This window comes from Mycobacterium sp. NGS39 (assembly GCF_059812765.1).
Genome location: NZ_JCALDH010000013.1, coordinates 13686 through 33990, shown reverse-complemented (window position 1 = coordinate 33990; position 20305 = coordinate 13686). Strand labels below are relative to the sequence as shown.

General features: G+C 67.1%; 16 protein-coding genes and 2 pseudogenes. 7 read left to right on the top strand and 11 right to left on the bottom strand.

From position 1 onward, the window contains the following. Positions 1-267, top strand: a complete 267-nt coding sequence (locus tag AC5Y39_RS17685; protein WP_499909925.1) for a type II toxin-antitoxin system Phd/YefM family antitoxin — start codon at positions 1-3, stop codon at positions 265-267. Further along, a complete protein-coding gene (locus tag AC5Y39_RS17680; RefSeq protein ID WP_500020419.1) occupies positions 267-662 on the top strand; it encodes a type II toxin-antitoxin system VapC family toxin in 396 nt (131 codons plus the stop codon). The genes AC5Y39_RS17685 and AC5Y39_RS17680 overlap by 1 nt, the downstream gene beginning before the upstream one ends. Positions 663-665: 3 nt before the next feature. Here the strand turns inward: AC5Y39_RS17680 and ilvA are convergent, their stop codons facing one another. Next, a complete protein-coding gene (ilvA, locus tag AC5Y39_RS17675; protein WP_499909921.1) occupies positions 666-1955 on the bottom strand; it encodes a threonine ammonia-lyase IlvA in 1290 nt (429 codons plus the stop codon). A 28-nt stretch (positions 1956-1983) separates the two neighbouring features. Continuing rightward, positions 1984-2420 (bottom strand): annotated as a pseudogene (locus tag AC5Y39_RS17670) (nitroreductase family deazaflavin-dependent oxidoreductase). 79 nt (positions 2421-2499) lie between these two features. Here AC5Y39_RS17670 and AC5Y39_RS17665 point away from each other — a divergent pair. Further along, positions 2500-2730 (top strand): hypothetical protein, encoded by a 231-nt coding sequence (locus tag AC5Y39_RS17665; RefSeq protein ID WP_500020417.1) that lies wholly within the window; start codon positions 2500-2502, stop codon positions 2728-2730. Here the strand turns inward: AC5Y39_RS17665 and fadD11 are convergent. Further along, positions 2711-4526, bottom strand: a pseudogene (gene fadD11 / locus AC5Y39_RS17660) (fatty acid--CoA ligase FadD11). The gene AC5Y39_RS17665 and the pseudogene fadD11 sit on opposite strands and share 20 nt — an antisense overlap. Positions 4527-4547: 21 nt before the next feature. Here fadD11 and AC5Y39_RS17655 point away from each other — a divergent pair. Next, positions 4548-5306: a hypothetical protein gene (locus AC5Y39_RS17655; protein ID WP_500020415.1), complete on the top strand. Its 759-nt coding sequence runs from the start codon at positions 4548-4550 to the stop codon at positions 5304-5306. Positions 5307-5314: 8 nt separating this feature from the next. On the opposite strand, the gene AC5Y39_RS17650 is transcribed toward AC5Y39_RS17655, so the two are convergent. From AC5Y39_RS17650 to lspA, 5 genes are all read right to left on the bottom strand, one after another. Then, a complete protein-coding gene (locus tag AC5Y39_RS17650; protein ID WP_500020413.1) occupies positions 5315-6391 on the bottom strand; it encodes a GGDEF domain-containing protein in 1077 nt (358 codons plus the stop codon). A gap of 152 nt (positions 6392-6543) precedes the next feature. After that, positions 6544-10071 carry a DNA polymerase III subunit alpha gene (gene dnaE, locus AC5Y39_RS17645; protein ID WP_500020411.1) on the bottom strand — a complete coding sequence of 1176 codons (3528 nt, stop codon included), beginning with the start codon at positions 10069-10071 and terminating at the stop codon, positions 6544-6546. 12 nt (positions 10072-10083) lie between these two features. Further along, positions 10084-11001 carry an EamA family transporter RarD gene (rarD, locus tag AC5Y39_RS17640; RefSeq protein WP_500020409.1) on the bottom strand — a complete coding sequence of 306 codons (918 nt, stop codon included), beginning with the start codon at positions 10999-11001 and terminating at the stop codon, positions 10084-10086. After that, on the bottom strand, positions 10998-11921 hold the full coding sequence (locus AC5Y39_RS17635) for an RluA family pseudouridine synthase (protein ID WP_500020407.1): 924 nt from the start codon (positions 11919-11921) through the stop codon (positions 10998-11000). Before AC5Y39_RS17635 ends, rarD begins: the two co-directional genes overlap by 4 nt. Then, positions 11921-12634 carry a signal peptidase II gene (lspA, locus tag AC5Y39_RS17630; RefSeq protein ID WP_500020405.1) on the bottom strand — a complete coding sequence of 238 codons (714 nt, stop codon included), beginning with the start codon at positions 12632-12634 and terminating at the stop codon, positions 11921-11923. The genes AC5Y39_RS17635 and lspA overlap by 1 nt, the downstream gene beginning before the upstream one ends. Before the next feature lie 41 nt (positions 12635-12675). On the opposite strand from lspA, the gene AC5Y39_RS17625 reads away from it, so the two are divergent. Next, positions 12676-13614, top strand: coding sequence for an asparaginase (locus tag AC5Y39_RS17625; RefSeq protein WP_500020403.1), 939 nt, complete (start codon positions 12676-12678; stop codon positions 13612-13614). Here AC5Y39_RS17625 and AC5Y39_RS17620 read toward each other — a convergent pair. The 3 genes from AC5Y39_RS17620 to AC5Y39_RS17610 all read right to left on the bottom strand — a co-directional run bounded on the left by AC5Y39_RS17620 (position 13579) and on the right by AC5Y39_RS17610 (position 19011). Next, entirely contained in the window at positions 13579-14949 is a 1371-nt protein-coding gene (locus AC5Y39_RS17620) for a DNA polymerase IV (RefSeq protein ID WP_500020401.1), read from the bottom strand. The two genes, AC5Y39_RS17625 and AC5Y39_RS17620, sit on opposite strands and share 36 nt — an antisense overlap. Before the next feature lie 37 nt (positions 14950-14986). Continuing rightward, the gene (gene ileS / locus AC5Y39_RS17615; protein ID WP_500020399.1) at positions 14987-18121 is read right to left on the bottom strand and encodes an isoleucine--tRNA ligase; all 3135 of its coding nucleotides are present in this window, start codon (positions 18119-18121) and stop codon (positions 14987-14989) included. Between the two features lie 251 nt (positions 18122-18372). Next, the gene (locus AC5Y39_RS17610; protein ID WP_500020397.1) at positions 18373-19011 is read right to left on the bottom strand and encodes a hypothetical protein; all 639 of its coding nucleotides are present in this window, start codon (positions 19009-19011) and stop codon (positions 18373-18375) included. 135 nt (positions 19012-19146) lie between these two features. On the opposite strand from AC5Y39_RS17610, the gene AC5Y39_RS17605 reads away from it, so the two are divergent. Both AC5Y39_RS17605 and AC5Y39_RS17600 read left to right on the top strand, forming a co-directional pair. Next, on the top strand, positions 19147-19503 hold the full coding sequence (locus tag AC5Y39_RS17605; RefSeq protein ID WP_500020395.1) for a helix-turn-helix domain-containing protein: 357 nt from the start codon (positions 19147-19149) through the stop codon (positions 19501-19503). Positions 19504-19557: 54 nt separating this feature from the next. Next, complete coding sequence (locus tag AC5Y39_RS17600) at positions 19558-20292, top strand: hypothetical protein (protein ID WP_500020393.1); 735 nt, start codon at positions 19558-19560, stop codon at positions 20290-20292. The last annotated feature ends 13 nt before the right edge of the window (positions 20293-20305 follow it).

Below are 20305 nucleotides of genomic sequence, written 5' to 3'. Positions count from 1 at the left end.
ATGGACAGGATCGGTCTTCGCGAACTCCGCCAGAACGCGAGCCGCTACATCGCCCGTGTCGCGCAGGGAGAAACTGTCGAAGTGACTCAGCGAGGTCGTTTGGTGGCCAGAATCGTCCCGGCCGTGGAAGACCCATGGCGCGACCTCATCCTTCGCGGCGAAATCACTCCGCCGGAGTCGTCGGACCAACTGCTCGACGTGCAGCCTTTGGACTGTGGAATTGATCTCTCGGGGGCGCTGGCGGAATTGCGGGCTGACGAACGGTGATGCAGCTGTACCTCGATAGTTCTGCGCTGGTAAAGCTCGCCGTCGTCGAAGCCGAGACGTCCGCGCTCAGAGCGTATCTCCGTCAATACCGCTCCGATGTCCAGATGAGCGCCGCCTTGGCTCGGACGGAATTGCTCAGAGCCGCTGCGCTGCGTGGGTCCAGCGAAGCTGCTCACAACGCGCGAAACGTTATCGCTACGCTTCACCTCGTACCGCTGAGCAACAGGCTCCTCGAAAACGCGGCAACTCTACCGCCTCTAAGACTGCGGACGCTCGATGCTATCCACCTCGCCGCCGCGCTCACTGCGCCTGATCTTCGGGCTGTCGTCACCTACGACAGTCGTCTAGCGGATGCTGTTGATGATCATGGGATTTCGGTGGCACAGCCGGCGTGAGCGCTACGGGTTGATCAGGTAGCGATACGCCGGCGATTCGGGCGCCAGCACTTCGACGTCCATGTCGGACGCGGCCATCCGGGTGAGCAGTCCGTCGTAGTCCTCCGCCGATCCGAGCTGGATGCCGACCAGGGCCGCCCCGGTCTCGCGATTGTTGCGCTTCACGTATTCGAACAACGTGATGTCGTCGTTGGGCCCGAGGACCTGATCGAGGAAGCGCCGCAGCGCACCCGGCTCCTGCGGGAAGTCCACCAGGAAGTAGTGCTTGAGGCCAAGGTGCACCAAAGACCGTTCCAGGATCTCGCCGTAGCGTGACACGTCGTTGTTGCCGCCGGAGATCAGGCACACCACCGTCGAATCCGGCTCCACCACATCGGTTTCCAGCAGCGCCGTCACCGACAGCGCACCCGCCGGCTCGGCGATGATGCCCTCGTTTTGGTACAGGTCCAGCATCGCGGTGGACACCGCGCCCTCGTCGACCGGCGTCACCGACACCATGTCGCCGGCGGCGGCCAGCGCGGCGTAGGTCAGCGTGCCGGCCCGGTTGACTGCCGCGCCGTCGACGAACTGGTCGACGTGCTCCAGCGTCACCGGTCCGCCGGCAGCCAGCGCGGCGATCATCGCCGCGGCCCGCGCCGGCTCCACGCCCAGCACCGCGGTGTTCGACGTGCGCTCTGCCAGATAGGTGGTGATGCCGGCGATCAGTCCCCCGCCGCCGACGGGCACGATCACCAGGTCGGGCTCTTCGTCGAGCTGTTCGAGGATTTCCGCGGCGATGGTGCCTTGCCCGGCGATCGTGCGCACGTCGTCGAACGGCGGCACCAGCGTGGCCCCGGTCCGGGCGACGTCCTCGAGCGCGGCTTCGGCGGCCAGATCGTAGGTGGAGCCGACGGCGATCAGTTCGATGAACTCGCCGCCGTGGTAGCGGATGCGGTCACGCTTCTGCTTGGGCGTCTTGCGGGGAACGTAGACGCGGCCCTTGATGCCCATCGAGCGGCAGGCGTGGGCGAAACCCTGCGCGTGGTTGCCGGCCGACGAGCACACCACACCCGCCTTGCGCTCCTCGTCGGTCAGCTGCATCAGCAGGTTGTACGCGCCGCGCAGCTTGAACGACCGGACGGACTGCAGATCTTCGCGCTTGAAGTACACCGTGGCGCCGGTCGCCGCGGACAGGCGTTCGCTGAGCTGAAGAGGACTCGGCGCCACCACGCCGGAGATTCGCTTCACCGCCGCGTCGACGTCGGCCGCGGACAGCGGCCCATCGGTGCGGGTCAGGCTCGGTTCAGCGGACACCGGTCAATGGTGCCAGCAACCATGCAGGTCAATCCACTCGGGTGAGCACGAACACCGGGATCTGGCGGTCGGTCTTCTCCTGATATTTCGCGTAGTCCGGCCAGGCTTGCACAGCACGCTCCCACCAGACGGCTTTCTCGTCACCGAAGACTTCCCTGGCCTCGTAGTCGTGGGTCTCGGTGCCGTCCTGCAACTCCACCCGGGGATTGGCCTTGACGTTGTAGTACCAGACCGGGTTCTTCGGTGCGCCGCCCAGCGAGGCGACGATCGCGTACTGGCCGTCGTGCTCGACGCGCATCAGCGGGGTCTTGCGCAGCTTGCCGGTCTTGGCGCCGACCGTGGTCAGCAGGACCACCGGCTTGCCTTGCATGTCGGTGCCCTCGGTGCCGCCGGATTCCATGTACTTCTCGGCCTGCTCGCGAGACCAGTCCCACGGACTCGGGGATATTCACCAGACAAGGGCATACGCCCCACCATACGCGCAGGCCGGCGACACACGGTGTTTCGGTTGCCCGAAATCTTTCTCTGGGAGTATCCTGAACCTATGACGACGGCCGAGCGCATCCGTGCGATCGCCTCTCCGAAGGGCCCGGAGGTGACGATCGCCGGTGTTCCGTGGCCGCTTTACAAGGTCGTGGGCCTGCTCGTCGGCTTCCTGGTCGCTGTGGTTGCCGGGCTGGTGACGACGAACGTGGCGTCAGCCGTGCTCGTAGGTGCGGCCGCCGGCACCGCCGCCTGGCTGGTGGTCGGCGCGATTACGCAGGCACCCCGCTGACAGCCGGCTCGTAGACCTGCTCCCCCGGCCGTGGGGCGTACAACTCCTCGATCTCCGCGGCGTATTTCTCGTTGATCTGACGCCGGCGCAGCTTGAGGGTGAGCGTGACCTCGTCGCCGCCCGGCTCCCAGAAGGTCGGGAGCACGCGGAACCGTTTGATCTGTTCGACCCGGGACAGCTTCCTGTTGCCTTCGGCCACCCCCGCGGCGATCTCCGCGATCACGCCCGGATGGCCGGCCAGCGTCTGCGGCGACGCGTCCGCCAGCCCGTGCTGCGCGGCGTACGGCGCCGCCGACTCGGCGTCGAGCACGATCAGCGCGGTGTTGTACGGCCGCGCGTCGCCGATGGCGACCATCGCACCGATCAGCGGGCAGGCGGCCTTGATCGTGTTTTTCGATATTGGCCGGTGACATGTTCTTGCCGCCGGCGTTGATGATCAATTCCTTCTTACGGTCGACCACCCGCAGAAAACCTTCGTCGTCGACTTCCAGGATGTCTCCGGTGTGCAGCCAGCCGTCGGCGTCGATGGCCTCGGCCGTCTTCTGCGGCTCCTTGCGGTAGCCCTTCATCACCAGCGGACCGCGCACCAGGAACTCGCCGTCGGCGGCGATCTTGTAGTCCAGACCCGGCAGCAGCTTGCCGACGGTGCCGAGCTTTGCCTCCCGCGGATGGCTCACGCTGGCGACGCAACTGAGCTCCGACATGCCCCACACCTCCGCGATCGGCACGCCGAGCCCGGCGAAGAACGCCAGCGTCTCCTTGGGGATCGGCGCCGCACCCGACACCGTCCACCGCACCTGGTCCAGACCGAGTTTGGCCCGCAGCTTCGACAACACCAGTTCGTCGGCCTGTGCCCACTCGGCGGCGAGATCGTCGGGCACTTCAGTGCCGGCCAGCAGTGCCGCGGCTTTCTTCGCGCCGACGGCCATCGCCCACTGTAAGGCCTGGCGCCGAGTCTCGTCGGACTCGTTGGCGACGGCGAATTAGATTGCGGCCTTGAGCTTTTCCCATACCCGCGGCACCGCGCCCCAAATCGTGGGACGCGCGTCAGGCAGCGCCGCGGCGATCGCCTTCGTGTCCGAGACGACAGTCACCTGCGTGCCGAACACCTCCTGGCTGTAAAGGCAGCTCCACCGGTCGGCGATGTGCGCCGACGGCAGAAACGACGTGATCCGATCGCCGAAATGGACGTCGAGCACGCTTGCCACTGCGAACGACTCGAACAACAGGTTTGCGTGGGTCATCTCCACGCCTTTCGGGTTTCCCGTGGTGCCCGAGGTGTAGATCAATGTCGCGATGTCGTCGGATTCGACTGCGCGCCAGGCTGATTCGAAATCGAAGTCGGCAGGCGCGGCGGCCAGCATGTCCTCGAGCGGCACGGAGCCCGGCGGCGAGCCGTCGATGCAGACAATGTGGTCCAGGGCCACGCCGCTGGCTTTGATGCGGTCGACGTACTGCTGTTCGCAGATCACCACGTTGGTTTCCGCGTTGCCGAACAGGTACGCCAACTGCTCGGCCGCCAAGGTGTTGTACACCGAAAACGAGGTCGCGCCCAGGTGTTGCGCTCCGACGTCGAGTGGATAGAACTCGATCCGGTTGGCCATCATCAGCGATACCGTGTCCCCGCGTTTGACACCCAGCCCCGCCAGTCCCGCGGTCACCCGCCGAACCTGGTCGGCGTACTGGCGCCAGGTGAGTGTCTGGGTGTCACCTGGGGTGCGCAGCGCAACGGCGTCCGGATCGATGCTTGCGGTTCGCTGAAAGGCCTCGCAAAGAGTGGTCGGTCGCTCGGTCATGACGGGTAGCGTACGGCGGGGATGAGCGACGACAGCGGAAAACCGCAACGCCCAAGGGAAGACGTGGTGCGCAGAGCCGAACAGCTGGCCCGCGACGCCGAACAGCGGCTGCCGGCGTGGCTTCGTCCCGGCAATCCGGAGAGCCGGTGGCCGGTGCTGGTGGCGCTGATCGCCGCGATCGCTATGCAGCGCGCGATCCCCGAGCGCTACACCGTGGTGCCTCGCTGGCCGCTGATCGCGATGGAGCTGCTGCTGGTCGTGGTGTTGCTGGTGATCAACCCCCGCCACCTCACCCGCTCGACCACGCTCGGCAGGACGGCAAGCGTGCTGCTGCTGGCGGCGATCACCATCGACAACACGGCCTCAGCAGTGGTGCTGGACTATCACATTCTGTCGGGTGAGGTGAGCAACGATCCTGCCGTGCTGTTGGGCAGCGGCGCAGCGGTGTTCGTCACCAACATCATCGTGTTCGGCATCTGGTATTGGGAGATCGATCTCGGTGGCCCGTTCGCCCGGGCCGGCGTCACTGAGCGCAATCCGAAACGGTGCTATCCGGATTTCATGTTCCCGCAGACGGGCACCCGCGAGCTGGCGTCGGAGGAATGGGAGCCGCGGTTCCTGGATTACCTCTACGTCAGCGTCACCAATGTGATGGCGTTCTCCCCTACGGACACAATGCCTTTGACGCATCGCGCGAAGGCGATGATGACGCTTCAGGCGCTCGTCGCGGTGTCGACGATCGCGCTGGTGTTCGCCCGTGCGGTGAACGTGCTGCGCTGAGATTTGCGCTACAGAGGAGGCCCGCGGTGGTGGAAGTGGCGGTTGCCGCCGGCTGATTTGGCGGCATACATGGCGGCGTCGGCGTGTGCGATGAGTCGATCCAGAAGGGCGAGGCGGTTCTGGTGGTCCAGCGCTGCGAGCGGCACACTGGTGGTTCCGACGCTGGCTGTCACGTCGTGCGGTGTTTCTGCGACGGCCCGGCACAGCCTCGCCGCGGGCATCGCATCGTCGGACACCTCGGCGACCAAGAACTCCTCGCCGCCCGCCCGCGCGACGACCGCGGTTTTGCTGGTGTGCTGGGTGAGCGCATGACCGACGTCGATGAGCGCCTGATCCCCTGCGGAATGACCGTGGTGGTCGTTGAGCCGTTTGAAGTCGTCCAGGTCGATCATCGCGACGGTCAGGTAACTGCTTTGCGAGTCGGCCGACGCCTCGAGGAGCCGTCTGGCCTGCCGGTAGAAGCCGCGTCGATTCAGCAGCCCGGTCAGTGGGTCGCGGTCGGAGCCCAGGATGTCGGTGGCCATGACGTGCAGCAGTGTGTTCAGCGCCACCGGCGCCCCGATGCTGGCCAGCCCCAGCACTGCCACCTCGCACAGCGCAAACACGACGTCGCCCCGGTCCTCGTACACCCGCCAGGCCAGCACCCCCGCGACCGCGACGCTGACGGCGAAGTTGAAGCTCGTGGCCTTCGCGCAGTGCATCAGCGCGGCGTAGACGCCCAACACGACGAAGGTGAAGCAGCCCGTCAGGCCCGCTAGCGGATCGGCTTGGCTCAGGCACGCCGCCGCGATGCACGCGACGCAGGCAGCGACGAAGATCCGCGATTGTGTCAGCGTCGGCCATCGCCACGCCCACAACCCGGCGAGGCACACGCCGACGAGGGCGGCGGCGGCGGATGTGCCGCGCTGCCAGTCGGTCTGCGGCCCCGATTTGCTGGCGAGCATAGCCGCGGCGACCGCCGCGAATGTCAACGTGACCATGGCGACGGCGTAGCGGGCCGCATCCTGCAGGTGCCGTTCGGCGAGGTAGCTGGCGAACCAGTCGAACCGGTCCTTTTGTCGCCACCACCAGCGCACCCACCGCATGAAAAACCGCCTCCGCAATCAGGACCGCGCCTGACACGATGGTGGCCTGACGGGCGCGACTCCCATCGGTAGTTTGCCAGAGGGAGACGGTTGTGCTTCCAGAGTTCAGAAACTGGTCACATCATCGGCGAGCCGCTGGCCGTTCGACGGCCTCAGCTCAAGCAGCCCGGTCCCAGCAGCGCTTTGAGATCGCCCATCAACGCCGAAGACGGCGTGACCCGCAGTGACTGGTCGAGCTCAAGTGTGGTGATGCGGTCGCCGCTGACCAGCCGCAGATGCACCTGCGCGGTGCCCGGATGGCGGGCGAGCACCTGCTTGAGCGCCGTGACCTTGTCCAGCGTGCACTGGCGGGTGGGCAGGCTCACCGCCACCGGCCGGTTGGCCGCGGCGTTCGAGAAGTCCGGCACCACAAGGTCGTTGGCGATCAGGCAGATGCGGTCGTCCTGGATTTTCACCCGCGCGCTGACCAGCACCACCGCGTCGTCGACCACTTCCGCGCCGACGGTGGAGTACATGTGCGGAAAGAACATCACCTCGATGCCGCCCGTCAGATCCTCCAATTGCGCTGAGGCCCAAGGCAATCCGTTCTTGTTGACCCGGCGGTTCACCGAGGCCAGGATTCCGCCGACGCGCACCTGCGTGTCGTTGGCGACATCGCCGTCGAGGATCGCGGGGATCTGCGTGTCCACCTGGGTGGCAAGAAGGTGGGCGACCCCATTGAGGGGATGCCCGGACACGTACAGACCCAGCATCTCGCGCTCGAGGGCAAGCTTGTGCTTGTCGTCCCATTCGTCGTCGGGGATCTTGATCGAGAACACCGCGTCGGTGCTCGAGTCGCCGCCGCCGAACAGGTCGAACTGGCCCATCGCCTCGGCCTTCTTGGTGCCCAGCACCGAGTCGACGGCATCGGTGTGAACCAGGAACAAGCCCTTGCGCGGATGACCGAGGGAGTCGAACGCGCCGGCCTTGATCAGCGACTCGGTGACCCTTCTGTTGCAGGCCGTGATGTCGATCTTGTTGAGGTAGTCCGAGAAGTCGGTGAACTTGCCCTTGTCGTTGCGGGCTCGGATGATCGAGCTCACCACGTTGGCGCCGACGTTGCGCACCGCGCCGAGACCGTAGCGGATGTCGTTGCCCACCGAGGCGAAGTTCAGGCCCGACTCGTTGACGTCGGGCGGAAGCACCGTGATGCCGAGCCTGCGGCAATCGGCCAGGTACACCGCGGCCTTGTCCTTGTCGTCGCCCACCGACGTGAGCAGCCCCGCCATGTATTCGGCCGGATAGTTGGCCTTGAGGTAGGCGGTCCAGTACGACACCATCGCGTAGCCGGCGGCGTGGCTCTTGTTGAACGCGTAGTCGGCGAACGGCAGCACGGTGTCCCACAGCGCCTTGATGGCTGCCGCGGAAAAGCCGTTGGCGCGCATGCCATCTGCGAAGCCCTCGTACTCTTTGTCGAGCACCTCGCGCTTCTTCTTGCCCATGGCTTTGCGCAGAATGTCGGCTCGGGCCAGCGAGTACCCGGCGACCTTCTGCGCGATGCGCATGATCTGCTCCTGGTAGACGATCAAGCCGTACGTCTCGGCGAGGATGTCTTCCAGCGGCTCGGCCAGCTCCGGGTGGATGGGTTTGACGGCCTGGCGGCCGTTCTTGCGGTCGGCGTAGTCGTTGTGGGCGTTCTGCCCCATCGGGCCCGGCCGGTACAGCGCGATCACCGCGATGATGTCGTCGAACTTCGTCGGCTGCATGCGCCGCAGCAGGTCACGCATCGGGCCGCCGTCGAGCTGGAACACGCCCAGCGTGTCGCCGCGGCCCAGCAGTTCGTAGGTGGCCGGATCGTCGAGCGGCAGGGACTGCAGATCGACGTCCACGCCGCGGTTGGCCCGGATGTTGTCGATCGCGTCGCCGATGATCGTCAGGTTGCGCAGCCCGAGGAAGTCCATCTTCAACAAGCCGATGTCTTCGCACGACGGGTAGTCCCAGCCGGTGATCACCGCGCCGTCCTGTGGGCGCTTCCACAGCGGGATCACGTCGAGCAGCGGCTCGGAACTCATGATCACCGCGCAGGCGTGCACGCCGGCGTTGCGGATCAGCCCCTCCAGACCCAGGGCGGTGTCGTAGATGGTCCGCACCTCGGGGTCGGTGTCGATCAGCCCGCGAACTTCAGCGGCTTCCTTGTACCGCTCATGGCTGGGGTCGGTGATGCCCGACAGAGGAATGTCTTTGGCCATGATCGGCGGCGGCAGCGCCTTGGTGATCCGGTCGGCGATCGAAAAGCCCGGCTGGCCGAAATGAATGCGGGCCGAATCTTTGAGGGCTGCTTTGGTTTTGATGGTGCCGAAGGTGATCACTTGGGCGACGCGGTCGTGCCCGTATTTCTCGGTGGCGTACCGCAGCATCTCCGGGCGGCGGCGATCGTCGAAGTCGATGTCGATGTCGGGCATCGACGCGCGCTCGGGGTTGAGGAACCGCTCGAACAGCAGCCCGTGCTCGATCGGGTCGATGTCGGTGATGCCCAGCGCGTAGGCCACCAACGACCCCGCGGCCGACCCACGGCCGGGCCCTACCCGGATCGCCACCGACTTGGCGTAGCTGACCAGGTCGGCGACGATCAGGAAGTACGACGGGAAGCCCTTGTCGCAGATGACCTTGATCTCGTAGGCGGCACGCTGCTCATAACCGTCGGGCGGCCCGTCGGGGAAGCGCCGTCGCAAGCCCGCCTCCACCTCGTGGCGCAGCCATGACGCCTCGTCGTGGCCGTCGGGAACCTCGAACACCGGCATCCGGTTGCGCGGCTGCCACACCTGCTCGTAGGACTGGACCCGCTCGGCGATCAGCAGGGTGGAGTCGCAGGCGCCGGGCACCTCGGCGTCCCACAGCGCCCGCATCTCCGCCGCCGACTTGAGGTAGTAGCCGTCGCCGTCGAACTTGAAGCGCGTGGGGTCGGACAGCGTCTTGCCAGTCTGCACACACAGCAGCGCCTCTTGGTTGTGGGCGGCGTCGCGGGTGACGTAGTGACAGTCGTTGGTCGCAAGCGGCGCGATCCCGAGCGTGCGGCCCAGCTCGAGCAGCCCGTCGCGGACCCGGCGCTCGATGGTCAGCCCGTGGTCCATGAGCTCGAGGAAGTAGTTGTCGGGGCCGAAGATCTCGCGCCACCGCGCCGCGGACTCCAGCGCCTCGCGGTGCTGGCCGAGCCGCAGTCGGGTCTGCACCTCACCGGACGGGCAGCCGGTGGTGGCGATGATCCCTTCGGCGTGCTCGGCGATCAGCTCGGCGTCCATGCGGGCCCACTTGCCCAGCTGGCCTTCGAACGACGCCAGCGACGACAGCTTGAACAGGTTGCGCAGACCGGTCGCGTTCTCGGCCACCATCGTGAGGTGGGTGTAGGACCCGCTGCCGGAGACGTCGTCGTCCTTCTGGCTGGGATCGCCCCAGGTGACGCGGCGGGTGTCGAACCGCGAGCCGGGCGCGATGTAGGCCTCGATGCCGATGATCGGCTTGATGCCGGCGGCGGTGGCCTTGGTGTAGAACTCGCTGGCGCCGAACATGTTTCCGTGGTCGGTCATGCCGATGGCGGGCATCTCCAGGCGCTGCGCTTCGGCCAGCATCGGCGCGATCTTCGCGGCACCGTCCAGCATCGAGTATTCGGTGTGGTTGTGCAGGTGCACGAACGAGCGGTCCATAGGCAGGCCAGTCTATGGCGGCCCACCGACGAGTTTCGGCGTGTCGTGCTCGTGTGTCTTGCGGCGTCCGCGGCGCAGGCCGTCGAGCGTCAGTACCGCGAGAGCCACCCAGATGAGGCCGAACCCGACCCAGCGGGCAGTCGGCATGGGCTCGTGGTTGATCAGCACGCCCCACGCCATCTGGAGGCCGGGGTTGAGGTACTGCAGCAGACCCAGCGTGATCAACGAGAGCCGCTGAGCGGCCGCGGCGAACATCAGCAGCGGAATCGCGGTCACCGGCCCGGAGAGGACCATCAGCGCGGCGTGCCCGGCGCCCAGGCCGACGAAGTGGGCGTCACCGATGAACTGCAGTGCGATCAGATAGCCCGCGGCCAGCGGCAGCGCAATCAGCGACTCGGCCGCCACACTCACCCGCGGGTCCACAGCTACCACCTTCTTCACCAGCCCGTAGCATCCGAACGAGAAAGCCAGCGCCAGCGCGATCACCGGCGGCCCGCCCACCTGAGCCGTGAGCACGACGACGGCAGCCACCGCCACCACCAGCGCGACGAGTTGCAGCCGCCGGATCCGTTCGCGCAGGATGACCACCCCGAGGGTCACCGACACCAGCGGGTTGACGAAGTAGCCCAGCGCCGCGTCGACGACGTGGCCGTGCGACACCGCGAAAATGTATGTGCCCCAATTGATCGTGATCAGTGCCGACGCGGCCGCCAACAGCAGCCAGGTGCGGCGGCTGAGCCGGCCCAAGTCGCCGAGGCGGCGCGCGACGGTCAGCATCACGACCAGCACCAGCGCCGTCCACACCACCCGATGCGCCAGGATTTCCAGCGAACCCGCGGGCAGCAACAGGGGGAAGAACCCCGGGAACAGGCCCCACCAGGCATACGCGCCGACGCCGTACAGCGGCCCCGACCGATTCCGGTCGGTCACTGGCTGAGTAACAGGTCTAGTGCGTGCTGTAGGTCGTGCGGGTACGGGCTGGTGATCTCCATCCGGCGCCCGTCAGCGGGATGGACAAATGCCAGCGACCGCGCGTGCAGCCACTGCCGCTGCAGCCCAAGCCTTTTCGCCAATGTCGGATCTGCGCCGTAGGTCAGGTCCCCGACGCAGGGATGGTGCAGCGCGGCGAAGTGCACCCGAATCTGGTGTGTGCGACCCGTCTCCAGGTGGATGTCGAGAAGGCTTGCCGCTCGGAACATCTCGAGCGTGTCGTAATGGGTGATGCTGTGCCGGCCGTGCTCGGTGACCGCGAACTTCCAGTCGTGACCGCGATGCCGGCCGATCGGCGCGTCGATGGTGCCGCTCGACGGGTCCGGATGTCCTTGCACCACAGCGTGATAGCGCTTGTCGACGGTGCGCTGCTTGAACGCACGCTTGAGCACTGTGTACGCCCGCTCGGAGCGGGCCACCACCATGACGCCTGAGGTGCCGACGTCGAGACGGTGAACGATGCCCTGACGTTCATGAATGCCCGACGTGCTGATCCGGATACCGGCGGCGGCCAGTCCGCCGAGCACGGTCGGTCCGTGCCAGCCGACCGTCGCGTGCGCAGCCACACCGGGCGGCTTGTCCACTGCGACGATGTCGTCGTCGGCGTAAAGCACGCTCATGCCGACCACTTCTTCGACCCGGTTCTCGGGCGCCGCGGGCTGCTCCGGTAACCGCACCTCCAACCACGCCCCGGCGGTCAGCCGGTCGGATTTGCCTGCGCGGGTGCCGTCGATGTCGACGGCGCCGTCCTCGGCCAGCGCGGCCGCGGCGGTGCGCGACAGTCCCAGAAGCCGTGCCAGCCCGGCGTCCACGCGCATTCCGGCCAGCCCCTCGGGTACTGGCATCGACCGCTCAGGCATCAGCGCGCTTCGCCGCCCGACTCGTCCGGCTTGCGCCTCCCGACTTCACCCGATGCGTCGTCCGGCTTGCGCCTCCTGACTTCACCCGATGCGTCGTCCGGCTTGCGCCTCCCGACTTCACCCGATGCGTCGTCCGGCTTGCGCCTCCCGACTTCACCCGATGCGTCGTCCGGCTTGCGCCTCCCGACGGTGTCGAAGTCGTAGCCGAACACCGACAGCGCCACCAACAGCACCGCCCCGCCGACCACCGACGCGTCGGCGACGTTGAACACCGGCCACCAGCCGATCGACAGGAAATCGACGACATGCCCGCGCAGCGGCCCGGGCCACCGGAAGAACCGGTCGACCAAATTGCCAAGCGCGCCACCGAGAATCATGCCCAGCCCGAGCGCCCACCACGGCGACACCAACCGGCGCCCCATCCAGACGATGCCGATCACCACCGCGGTCGCGACCAACGTCAAAATCCACGTGTACCCGGTCGCCATCGAGAACGCCGCGCCCGAGTTCCGCACCAGCGTCCACGTCACCGTGTCGCCGATGATCGACACCGGCTGCCCCGGGTTCAGCCAGTGCACGGCCAGCACCTTGGTGACGACGTCGACGCCGAGGATCACAGCGGCGACCGACACCAGCAACCGGACCCGCCGGCGCGGCCGCGGCCCGGCACCCTCGGTTGCCGTCGCCGGTTCGCCCGCGGACTCGTCACTCACGCCTTCATCATCCCAAAGCCCGATTGGGGCATGATTCGGCCATGAGCCGCGTCGCCGTCGTCACCACCGGCGGCACCATCGCATCGGTCGCCGACGCGCGCGGCATTCTGCGGCCGGTGCGCAGCGGAGCCGAACTGCTGTGCCGGGCTGGCGACCAGGACGTGGACGTCGTCGACGTGATGGCAAAAGACAGTTCGCAATTGACCGTTGCGGATTGGGACCGCATCACCGCCGCGATCCACCGCGCGGTCGACGACGGCGCCGACGGCGTCGTCGTCACCCACGGCACGGACACGATGGAAGAGACCGCGCTGTGGCTGGAGCTGACGTACGACGGCGCGGCGCCGGTGGTGCTGACCGGGGCCGCCAAGAGCGCCGACCACCCGCAAGCCGACGGACCGGGCAATTTGCGTGACGCGATCGCGCTGGCCGCGAGCCCCGATGCGCGTGGTCTCGGCGTGCTGGTGTGCCTGGGCGGCGCCGTCCTCGCCCCGCTCGGAACGCGGAAAGTGGGCAGCGGGCCCTGGGCGGGTTTCGACGGTCCGGCCGTCGGCGCGATCGCCGACGGCCGGCTGCAGCTGGACGCAGTCAAGGAGCGGCCGTTTGTAGGCGCCGTTGCCGCGGAGTCGGCGCCGCGTGTCGACGTGGTGGCCTGCTACCTGGGCGCTGACGCGGTGGCGCTCGACGCCTGCGTGGCCGCCGGTGCGCGCGGCGTGGTGCTCGAGGCCCTAGGCGCCGGCAATGTCGGCGACGCCATGGTCGACGCCGTCGCCCGCCACTGCGCAGCCGGCGTCACTGTCGCGGTGTCGACCCGGGTCCCGTTCGGCGGCGTCAGCGCCCGGTACGGGCCCGGACTGAAGCTGGTGGAAGCGGGCGCGTTCGAGATGCCGCGGCTGCGGCCTCCGCAGGCGCGGGTGCTGCTGATGGCCGCGCTGGCCGCCGGGTCACCCGTCGGCGAAGTCGTCGCCCGCTGGGGCTGACTCGTCGGCAAGGGCGTTGACGAATTGCGGCCAGTCCAGACTGTCGACGGGGTTCGCGCGCGTCAGTTCGGGATCGTCGGCGGGCAATGTGCGGGCGGGGCCTGGACCGCTGGCGCGGGTTTCGAACCGAACGGTCACCACGCCGTGTCCGGATCCCTGCACCCAGCCGTGCCCCCACTGAGCGTGGTGGACGTCGTCGCCGACGCGCCAGCCGCCGGCCGTGGTGGCCGGTGTGCCGGCCGAGCGGGTGTCCGTCGGCGCGTCCCACGCATCGAGGTCCGGGAACAGCGGCTCCTGCTGCACCTCCGACAGCCCCGAAAAGCCAACGCCCACAAGGCGAATCGGGCCGACGTCGACTGGATCGAGAAGGAGCCGACGCGCTGCGGCGATCAACGTGGTGGCGTCGGTCGTGGCATACGGCAGGGTCAGCGACCGGGTCAGCGTGCTCATGTCGGAGCGCTTCAGCTTGACCGTCACTGTGCGGGCACCGCGGCCGTCTTTGAGCAGCCGCCGATGCGCATGCTCGCCGATCGGCCCCGCCGCCTGCTGTAACTGCTCCAGCGTCGTCAGGTCGGCCGGGAACGTCGACTCGGCGCTGATCTGCTTGGCCTCCGCGCGTTCGGCGACGGGACGCTCGTCGATGCCGCGGGCCAGCTTGTGCAGCGCGGGGCCCACGGTCGCACCGAGGACGTCGGCAACCTCGGTCTCGGTGAGGTCGGCGAACTGGCCGATGGTCTGAATGCCGAGCCGGTGCAGCTTCTCCTCCGCGACGGGGCCGATCCCCCACAGCTTGCGCACCGGCAGCCCACCGAGCAGCGCACGCTCCTGGTCGCGCCGGATCACCCGCACACCGTCGGGCTTGGCCAGGCCCGAGGCGATCTTCGCGACTTGCTTCCCGGAACCGGCGCCCACCGACGCGACGAGCCCGGTCGCGTCCCGTACACGACCGCGAAGTTCCTGGCAGAAGCGTTCGACGTCAGCGGCGGTCGCGCCGGCGAGTTCGGCCGGTTCACCGAACGCTTCGTCGTGTGAAAGCTGTTCCAGCACAGGCATTATCACGCGCACTGTGTCGAACACGCGACGACTGGCCACCCCGTAGACCACGCCGCGCGGCGGCAACACCACGGCGTGGATGCCGACCAGACGCCTAGCTTGGTGCATCGGCATCGCGGAGCGCGCGCCGAAAACGCGGGCCTCGTAACTGGCGCCGGCGACGACGCCGCGTCCGCCGAGCCCCCCGACCAGGACAGGCCGTCCCCGCAGCGTGGGCCGGGTGAGCTGCTCGACCGACGCGAAGAACGCGTCCATGTCCATGTGGAGCACCCACCGGCTCATGCGAGTCATGCTATGGAGACATCCCTGCGAGCCGGTGTCAGGCCTTCGCGATGGCCACCCGCACCCCGTCGCCGATTTCGACGCCGTCGCTGGGCTCACCGAAATCGAAACGGGTAGCCAGGATTTCGCGTGCGATCAGCTCACGGTGGGTGCTGGCCCAGTCGGCGCGTGCGGCTGGGACCGCCATGACGACGGTTATCCGGTCTGACACCTCCAGACCGGTCGATTTGCGCAATTCCTGCAGCTCACGGATGCGGTCCTTGGCCCAGCCCTCGGCCTCGAGCTCAGGGGTGACGGTGCCGTCGAGCACCACCAGACCAACGCCGTCGGGCAGCGCCGCCGTCGAGCCGGGGTCCGCCGCCACCAGCCGCGACGAGAACTCCTCGGGCTTGAGCACCGCGGGTCCCGCCGTGAGCGTGCCGTCCGGATTGACCACGGCCTCGCCCGCCTTGACGGCCTTGATCGCCGCCTGCACGTCCTTACCCAGCCGCGGGCCGGCCACGCGGGCGTTCACGGTCAGCTCGAAGCGCCCATGTTCGGCGATGTCGTCGGTGAGCTCGACGCTCTTGACGTTGAGCTCGTCGGCGATCAGACCGACGAACGGCTGTAACCGCTGCGGATCCTCCACGGCCACAGTCAGTTTCGGCAGCGGCAGCCTCACCCGCAGCTTCTTGGCCTTGCGCAGCGACGACCCTGCCGAGCACACGTCCCGCACCAAGTCCATGTCGGCGACCAGCTGCGGGTCGGCGGGCAACTCCCCTTCTGCGGGCCAGTCGGTCAAATGCACGGACCGCTCACCGGTGAGGCCGCGCCAGATCACCTCGGTGGTCAACGGCAGCAGCGGAGCGGCCAACCGCGCGGTCACCTCCAGCACGGTATGCAAGGTGTCGATGGCGTCGGGGTCCTCGTCCCAGAACCGTTGCCGCGACCGCCGCACGTACCAGTTCGTCAGCGCCTCGGTGAACAGCCGCAACTGCTCGCACGCGCCGGAGATGTCGCAGACGTCCAGCGCGGCTGTCAGGTCCTCGCGCAACTGGGCGAGCTTGGCCAAGATGTAGCGGTCCAGCACATGTGTCGAATCCGTCCGCCACGCAGCCACTTTCGGCGCATACAACGCCAGGAAGCTGTATGCGTTCCACAGCGGCAGCAGCACTTGCCGCGCGCCGTCTCGTATCCCCTGCTCGGTGACAATCAGGTTGCCGCCCCGCAGAATCGGCGACGCCATCAAAAACCACCGCATCGCGTCGGAGCCGTCGCGGTCGAACACCTCGCTGACGTCGGGATAGTTGCGCAGCGACTTGCTCATCTTCTGCCCGTCGTTGCCCAGCACGATGCCGTGCGCCACGCACGTGGTGAACGCGGGCCGGTCGAACAGCGCAGTGGCCAGCACGTGCAACGTATAGAACCAGCCGCGGGTCTGGCCGATGTACTCGACGATGAAGTCGGCCGGGAAGTGGCTTTCGAACCACTCGGCATTCTCGAACGGGTAGTGCACTTGCCCGTATGACATCGAGCCGGAGTCGAACCAGACGTCGAAGACGTCCGGGATGCGGCGCATGGTGGACTGGCCGGTCGGGTCGTCCGGGTTGGGCCGGGTCAGCTCGTCGATGTAGGGCCGGTGCAGGTTGTCCGGACGCACGCCGAAGTCACGCTCGAGTTCGTCGAGGCTGCCGTAGACGTCGATACGCGGGTAGGCGGGGTCGTCGGATTCCCACACCGGAATCGGCGTGCCCCAGTAGCGGTTCCGGGAAATGGACCAGTCGCGGGCACCTTCCAGCCACTTGCCGAATTGCCCGTCCTTGACGTGCTCGGGATGCCAGGTGATCTGCTGGTTGAGCTCCACCATGCGGTCGCGGAACTCGCTGACCCGGATGAACCACGACGACACCGCCCGGTAGATCAGCGGGTTGCGGCATCGCCAGCAGTGCGGATAGGAGTGCTCGTAGGTTTCGTGGCGCAGCAGCACCGCGCCGTTGACTGCCGCGGCGCCGGTGCCGTTCTTCAGGTCGCGGATGATCCTCGGATTGGCTTCGAACACATGAAGATTCGCGTAGTCGGGCACGGTGTCGTCGAAGCGGCCCTTTGAGTCGACGGGAGTGACGGGCACGATGCCGGCTGCATCGGCGGTGACCATGTCGTCTTCGCCGTATGCCGGTGACATGTGCACGATCCCGGTGCCGTCTTCAGTGGACACAAATTGACCCGGCAACACCTGGAAGCTGTTGGGCGCGTCCATGAAGTACGGGAACGGCGGCAGGTAGCGCAGCCCCAATAGCTCTGTGCCGAAGAAGGTTTCGACGACCTCGGGTTCGTCGCCGAGCTCCCGCGCATACGCACTCAGCCGGCCTTCGGCCAGCACGAAGCGGCGGCCGCCCGCCTGCACCACGACGTACCGGACGTCCGGGTGCACCGCGACGGCCTGGTTCGACGGCAGCGTCCACGGCGTGGTCGTCCAGATCAACACGTAGGCGCCGACGAGCTCGCCACCGTCGACGATCTTGAACCCGACGGTCAGCGCCGGGTCTTGCCGGCTCTGGTACACGTCGTCGTCCATGCGTAGCTCGTGGTTGGACAGCGGGGTCTCGTCGCGCCAGCAATACGGCAGCACCCGATAGCCTTCGTACGCCAGGCCCTTGTCCCACAGCTGCTTGAACGCCCAGATCACCGACTCCATGAACGTTAGATCCAGCGTCTTGTAGTCGTTGTCGAAGTCCACCCAGCGCGCTTGCCGGGTGACGTACTCGCGCCATTCGTCGGTGTAGCGCAGCACCGACTCGCGGCAGGCGTCGTTGAACTCGGCGATGCCCATCGCATCGATCTGCGACTTGTCGGTGATGCCGAGCTGTCGCTCGACCTCGAGTTCAGCCGGTAACCCGTGGGTGTCCCAGCCGAACCGGCGGTCGACTTTGTAGCCGCGCATCGTGCGATAGCGCGGCACGATGTCTTTGACGTAGCCGGTGAGCAGGTGGCCGTAGTGCGGCAGGCCGTTGGCGAAGGGCGGCCCGTCGTAGAAGACGTACTCGGGTGCGCCGTCGCGGCGGGCGATGCTGGCGCGAAATGTGTCGTCGGCCGCCCAGTAGTCGAGCACCTGCTTTTCGAGCGCCGGGAAGTCGGGCGATCCGCCGCGTTGGTCAGCGCCGAGTTCGGTACGCGGATAAGCGGATTGGCTCACGGGTGCGTGTTCTCCTGTGCCCGATGGTCGATCGTTAGGCACGGGGACGACGACGCGCCGGTGCGCGAGCGCCGCGGTACCACCCCGCTTGCCACGTTGAGGTGTGGCCGCTTCGTTGTGGGCTGTGACGGGCCTACCCGTTCGGTTCTACTGGGCCTGCTGGGCTGTTCTTCCGAAGGCTCCCCGGTGATGGCCGGATCGACGCCGTTGGGCCGATTCTACCGAGCCGGCTGATCCGCGCAGTGCGCGGTTCAGGCCATGGCCAGCTGGCTGTCCCGGTGAAGTGGCGGCGTCGCTTCCGACGTCAGCTCGATCAGCGCCAGCGGGAACTGCTCGGCGAGCTCTTCGACAGTCGCTGCGTCCAGCCGGCGACTGTCATACCACCAATCCATCTGCAGCACATCGTTGCTGCGGTACACCCGAAGCGCCAGTGTGTGACCGGTGTCGGAAAGGGTCTCGGCGGGCGGCAGCTCGGCGAACGACGATTCGGCCGAGGCACTGACATTCGCAAAGCCCACGTTGGAGAAGAAGACCGCGGCCCGCGGCGCGATCCGGCGCGGCGCTCCCGCGAGCGCGCGCTGAACGCTCCGCAGCAGCTTGGTGGCGTCCAGCTCCCGGTCGGCCGGGCAGGCCAGTGCAATCGAGGAACCGAGGCCGAAGACGTCGACGCCCACCTCGCCGTCTCCGAACGTTCTGGCGATGGCGCGGCCCAACGCCGCGATCAGTAGCTCGTCGGTTCTCAGGCACAGATAGCTCTGGGCCTCGTCGAGCTCTGCCGTCACCATGCTGGTCAACGGAGCGCAAAGCTTTGCCAAGTCTTCGGGGCGGGCCGCGCCAGCAACGTCGTGATCGGCGATCTGCAAAGTGCTGTCGACGGAGATCTCAGACATGGGGCTTACCGTACGCCACTGTCCCAAAATTGGGAGTCCTGTGCCAAAACTCCAACGGCAGCGTCAATAACGAGAACACCGTCCGATGTTTGCTGGGGGCTGCCCAAAAGAGGTCCAAGCGTCTATCGTGAGGGAGTGCCACGGACAGACGAGAACGGCAGGCAATTGAAGGCCCTGCTCAGCTACCTCCTCGACGGGGATGTCGACGCCAAGGAAATCTACGACGCGCTCGGCATCTCCAGCAGCACCTACTACCGGCGGATCAAGGAGGACGACTACCCCGACGCCGAGGAGCTGCGCCGCGTGGCTGACAGGTTTCACCTGAGCTACCCAGATCTGCAGATCAGGTTCGGGTTGATGAGCCATGACGAGGTGGCCAGCTACCTGCAGTCCACTCCTTTCCAAGTTGCCACCGTGCGACAGGCGCCCCCCACTCGGCGGCGCCCGAAGCTGTCTGAATTGAAACCGCGCGCCGATGCACCCCCGCTGTAGCGCCGGTTAGCTGTAGCATTCGCTGACACTGGCCCGGCACAAAGGCAAGAGCCCATGGCATTAGCAACGCTCATCACGATCACGCTGGCGTGCATTTCTTGGAGTCTGTGGATTCGCCGCCTCACCTGGTCATGCCGCTGGGAGGTCGCGGCAACCCTCAACATCGCGTTGCAGGGCCTCGCCGTGCTACTGATGTCTCCGCTTGCCTCGGCCACCCTCGGCCATGCCCTGCACGCGCTGACCGGCAAGTGGAATCTCGAGGACTACATCGGCCACGACTGCTACATCGTCGCGGCATCGGCCATCGTCTACAACGCGCTGGGGCGGCTGCAAGACGACGACGCCATGCAGGCCTCGTTCAAGCAGTACGTCGAGCGCCCGGCCACGCTGTGCATCCCGCTGCTGCTGGCCACGTTCTCCATAGGCAACGGTGCCGCAATCTACCGGGCCGACTTCTTCGAGGTGCCCACCGATTTCTGGCTCGACACCTACTGGCTGCTGCTGTGCGGCACGCTGATCTACCTGCTCGCGTACGGCTCGCGGGCCCTGTTGGTGCTGCGCGAGGATCCGCGTTCCCGCCGCATCGCCAACGTGTACCTCGCCGCGTCGGCCAGTGGCATCGTGGCGTGCCTCGTGCGCATCACCACCGCGTACGTGACGCCGCTTCAGTCCATCGAAGGCGGCACACTGGTGTGGTTGTTCGCGTGCATCTGCGGCGCCGGTTTCGCGTTGGCGTCGGCGCACTCGTGGCGCATCAAGACGAAGTGGTTCACCAGCGCGTCGCGCTGAGCACCTTCCGAAG

What these genes read in the sequence shown, in the direction of transcription:
- AC5Y39_RS17600 (WP_500020393.1), top strand. Translation starts at nt 19,558, where the DNA reads ATGGCATTAGCAACGCTCATCACGATCACGCTGGCGTGCATTTCTTGG.
- dnaE (WP_500020411.1), bottom strand. Translation starts at nt 10,071, where the DNA reads ATGGACCGCTCGTTCGTGCACCTGCACAACCACACCGAATACTCGATG.
- AC5Y39_RS17665 (WP_500020417.1), top strand. Translation starts at nt 2,500, where the DNA reads ATGACGACGGCCGAGCGCATCCGTGCGATCGCCTCTCCGAAGGGCCCG.
- AC5Y39_RS17685 (WP_499909925.1), top strand. Translation starts at nt 1, where the DNA reads ATGGACAGGATCGGTCTTCGCGAACTCCGCCAGAACGCGAGCCGCTAC.
- AC5Y39_RS17680 (WP_500020419.1), top strand. Translation starts at nt 267, where the DNA reads ATGCAGCTGTACCTCGATAGTTCTGCGCTGGTAAAGCTCGCCGTCGTC.
- AC5Y39_RS17650 (WP_500020413.1), bottom strand. Translation starts at nt 6,391, where the DNA reads ATGCGGTGGGTGCGCTGGTGGTGGCGACAAAAGGACCGGTTCGACTGG.
- AC5Y39_RS17635 (WP_500020407.1), bottom strand. Translation starts at nt 11,921, where the DNA reads ATGCCTGAGCGGTCGATGCCAGTACCCGAGGGGCTGGCCGGAATGCGC.
- AC5Y39_RS17620 (WP_500020401.1), bottom strand. Translation starts at nt 14,949, where the DNA reads ATGAGCCGGTGGGTGCTCCACATGGACATGGACGCGTTCTTCGCGTCG.
- AC5Y39_RS17625 (WP_500020403.1), top strand. Translation starts at nt 12,676, where the DNA reads ATGAGCCGCGTCGCCGTCGTCACCACCGGCGGCACCATCGCATCGGTC.
- AC5Y39_RS17610 (WP_500020397.1), bottom strand. Translation starts at nt 19,011, where the DNA reads ATGTCTGAGATCTCCGTCGACAGCACTTTGCAGATCGCCGATCACGAC.
- AC5Y39_RS17655 (WP_500020415.1), top strand. Translation starts at nt 4,548, where the DNA reads ATGAGCGACGACAGCGGAAAACCGCAACGCCCAAGGGAAGACGTGGTG.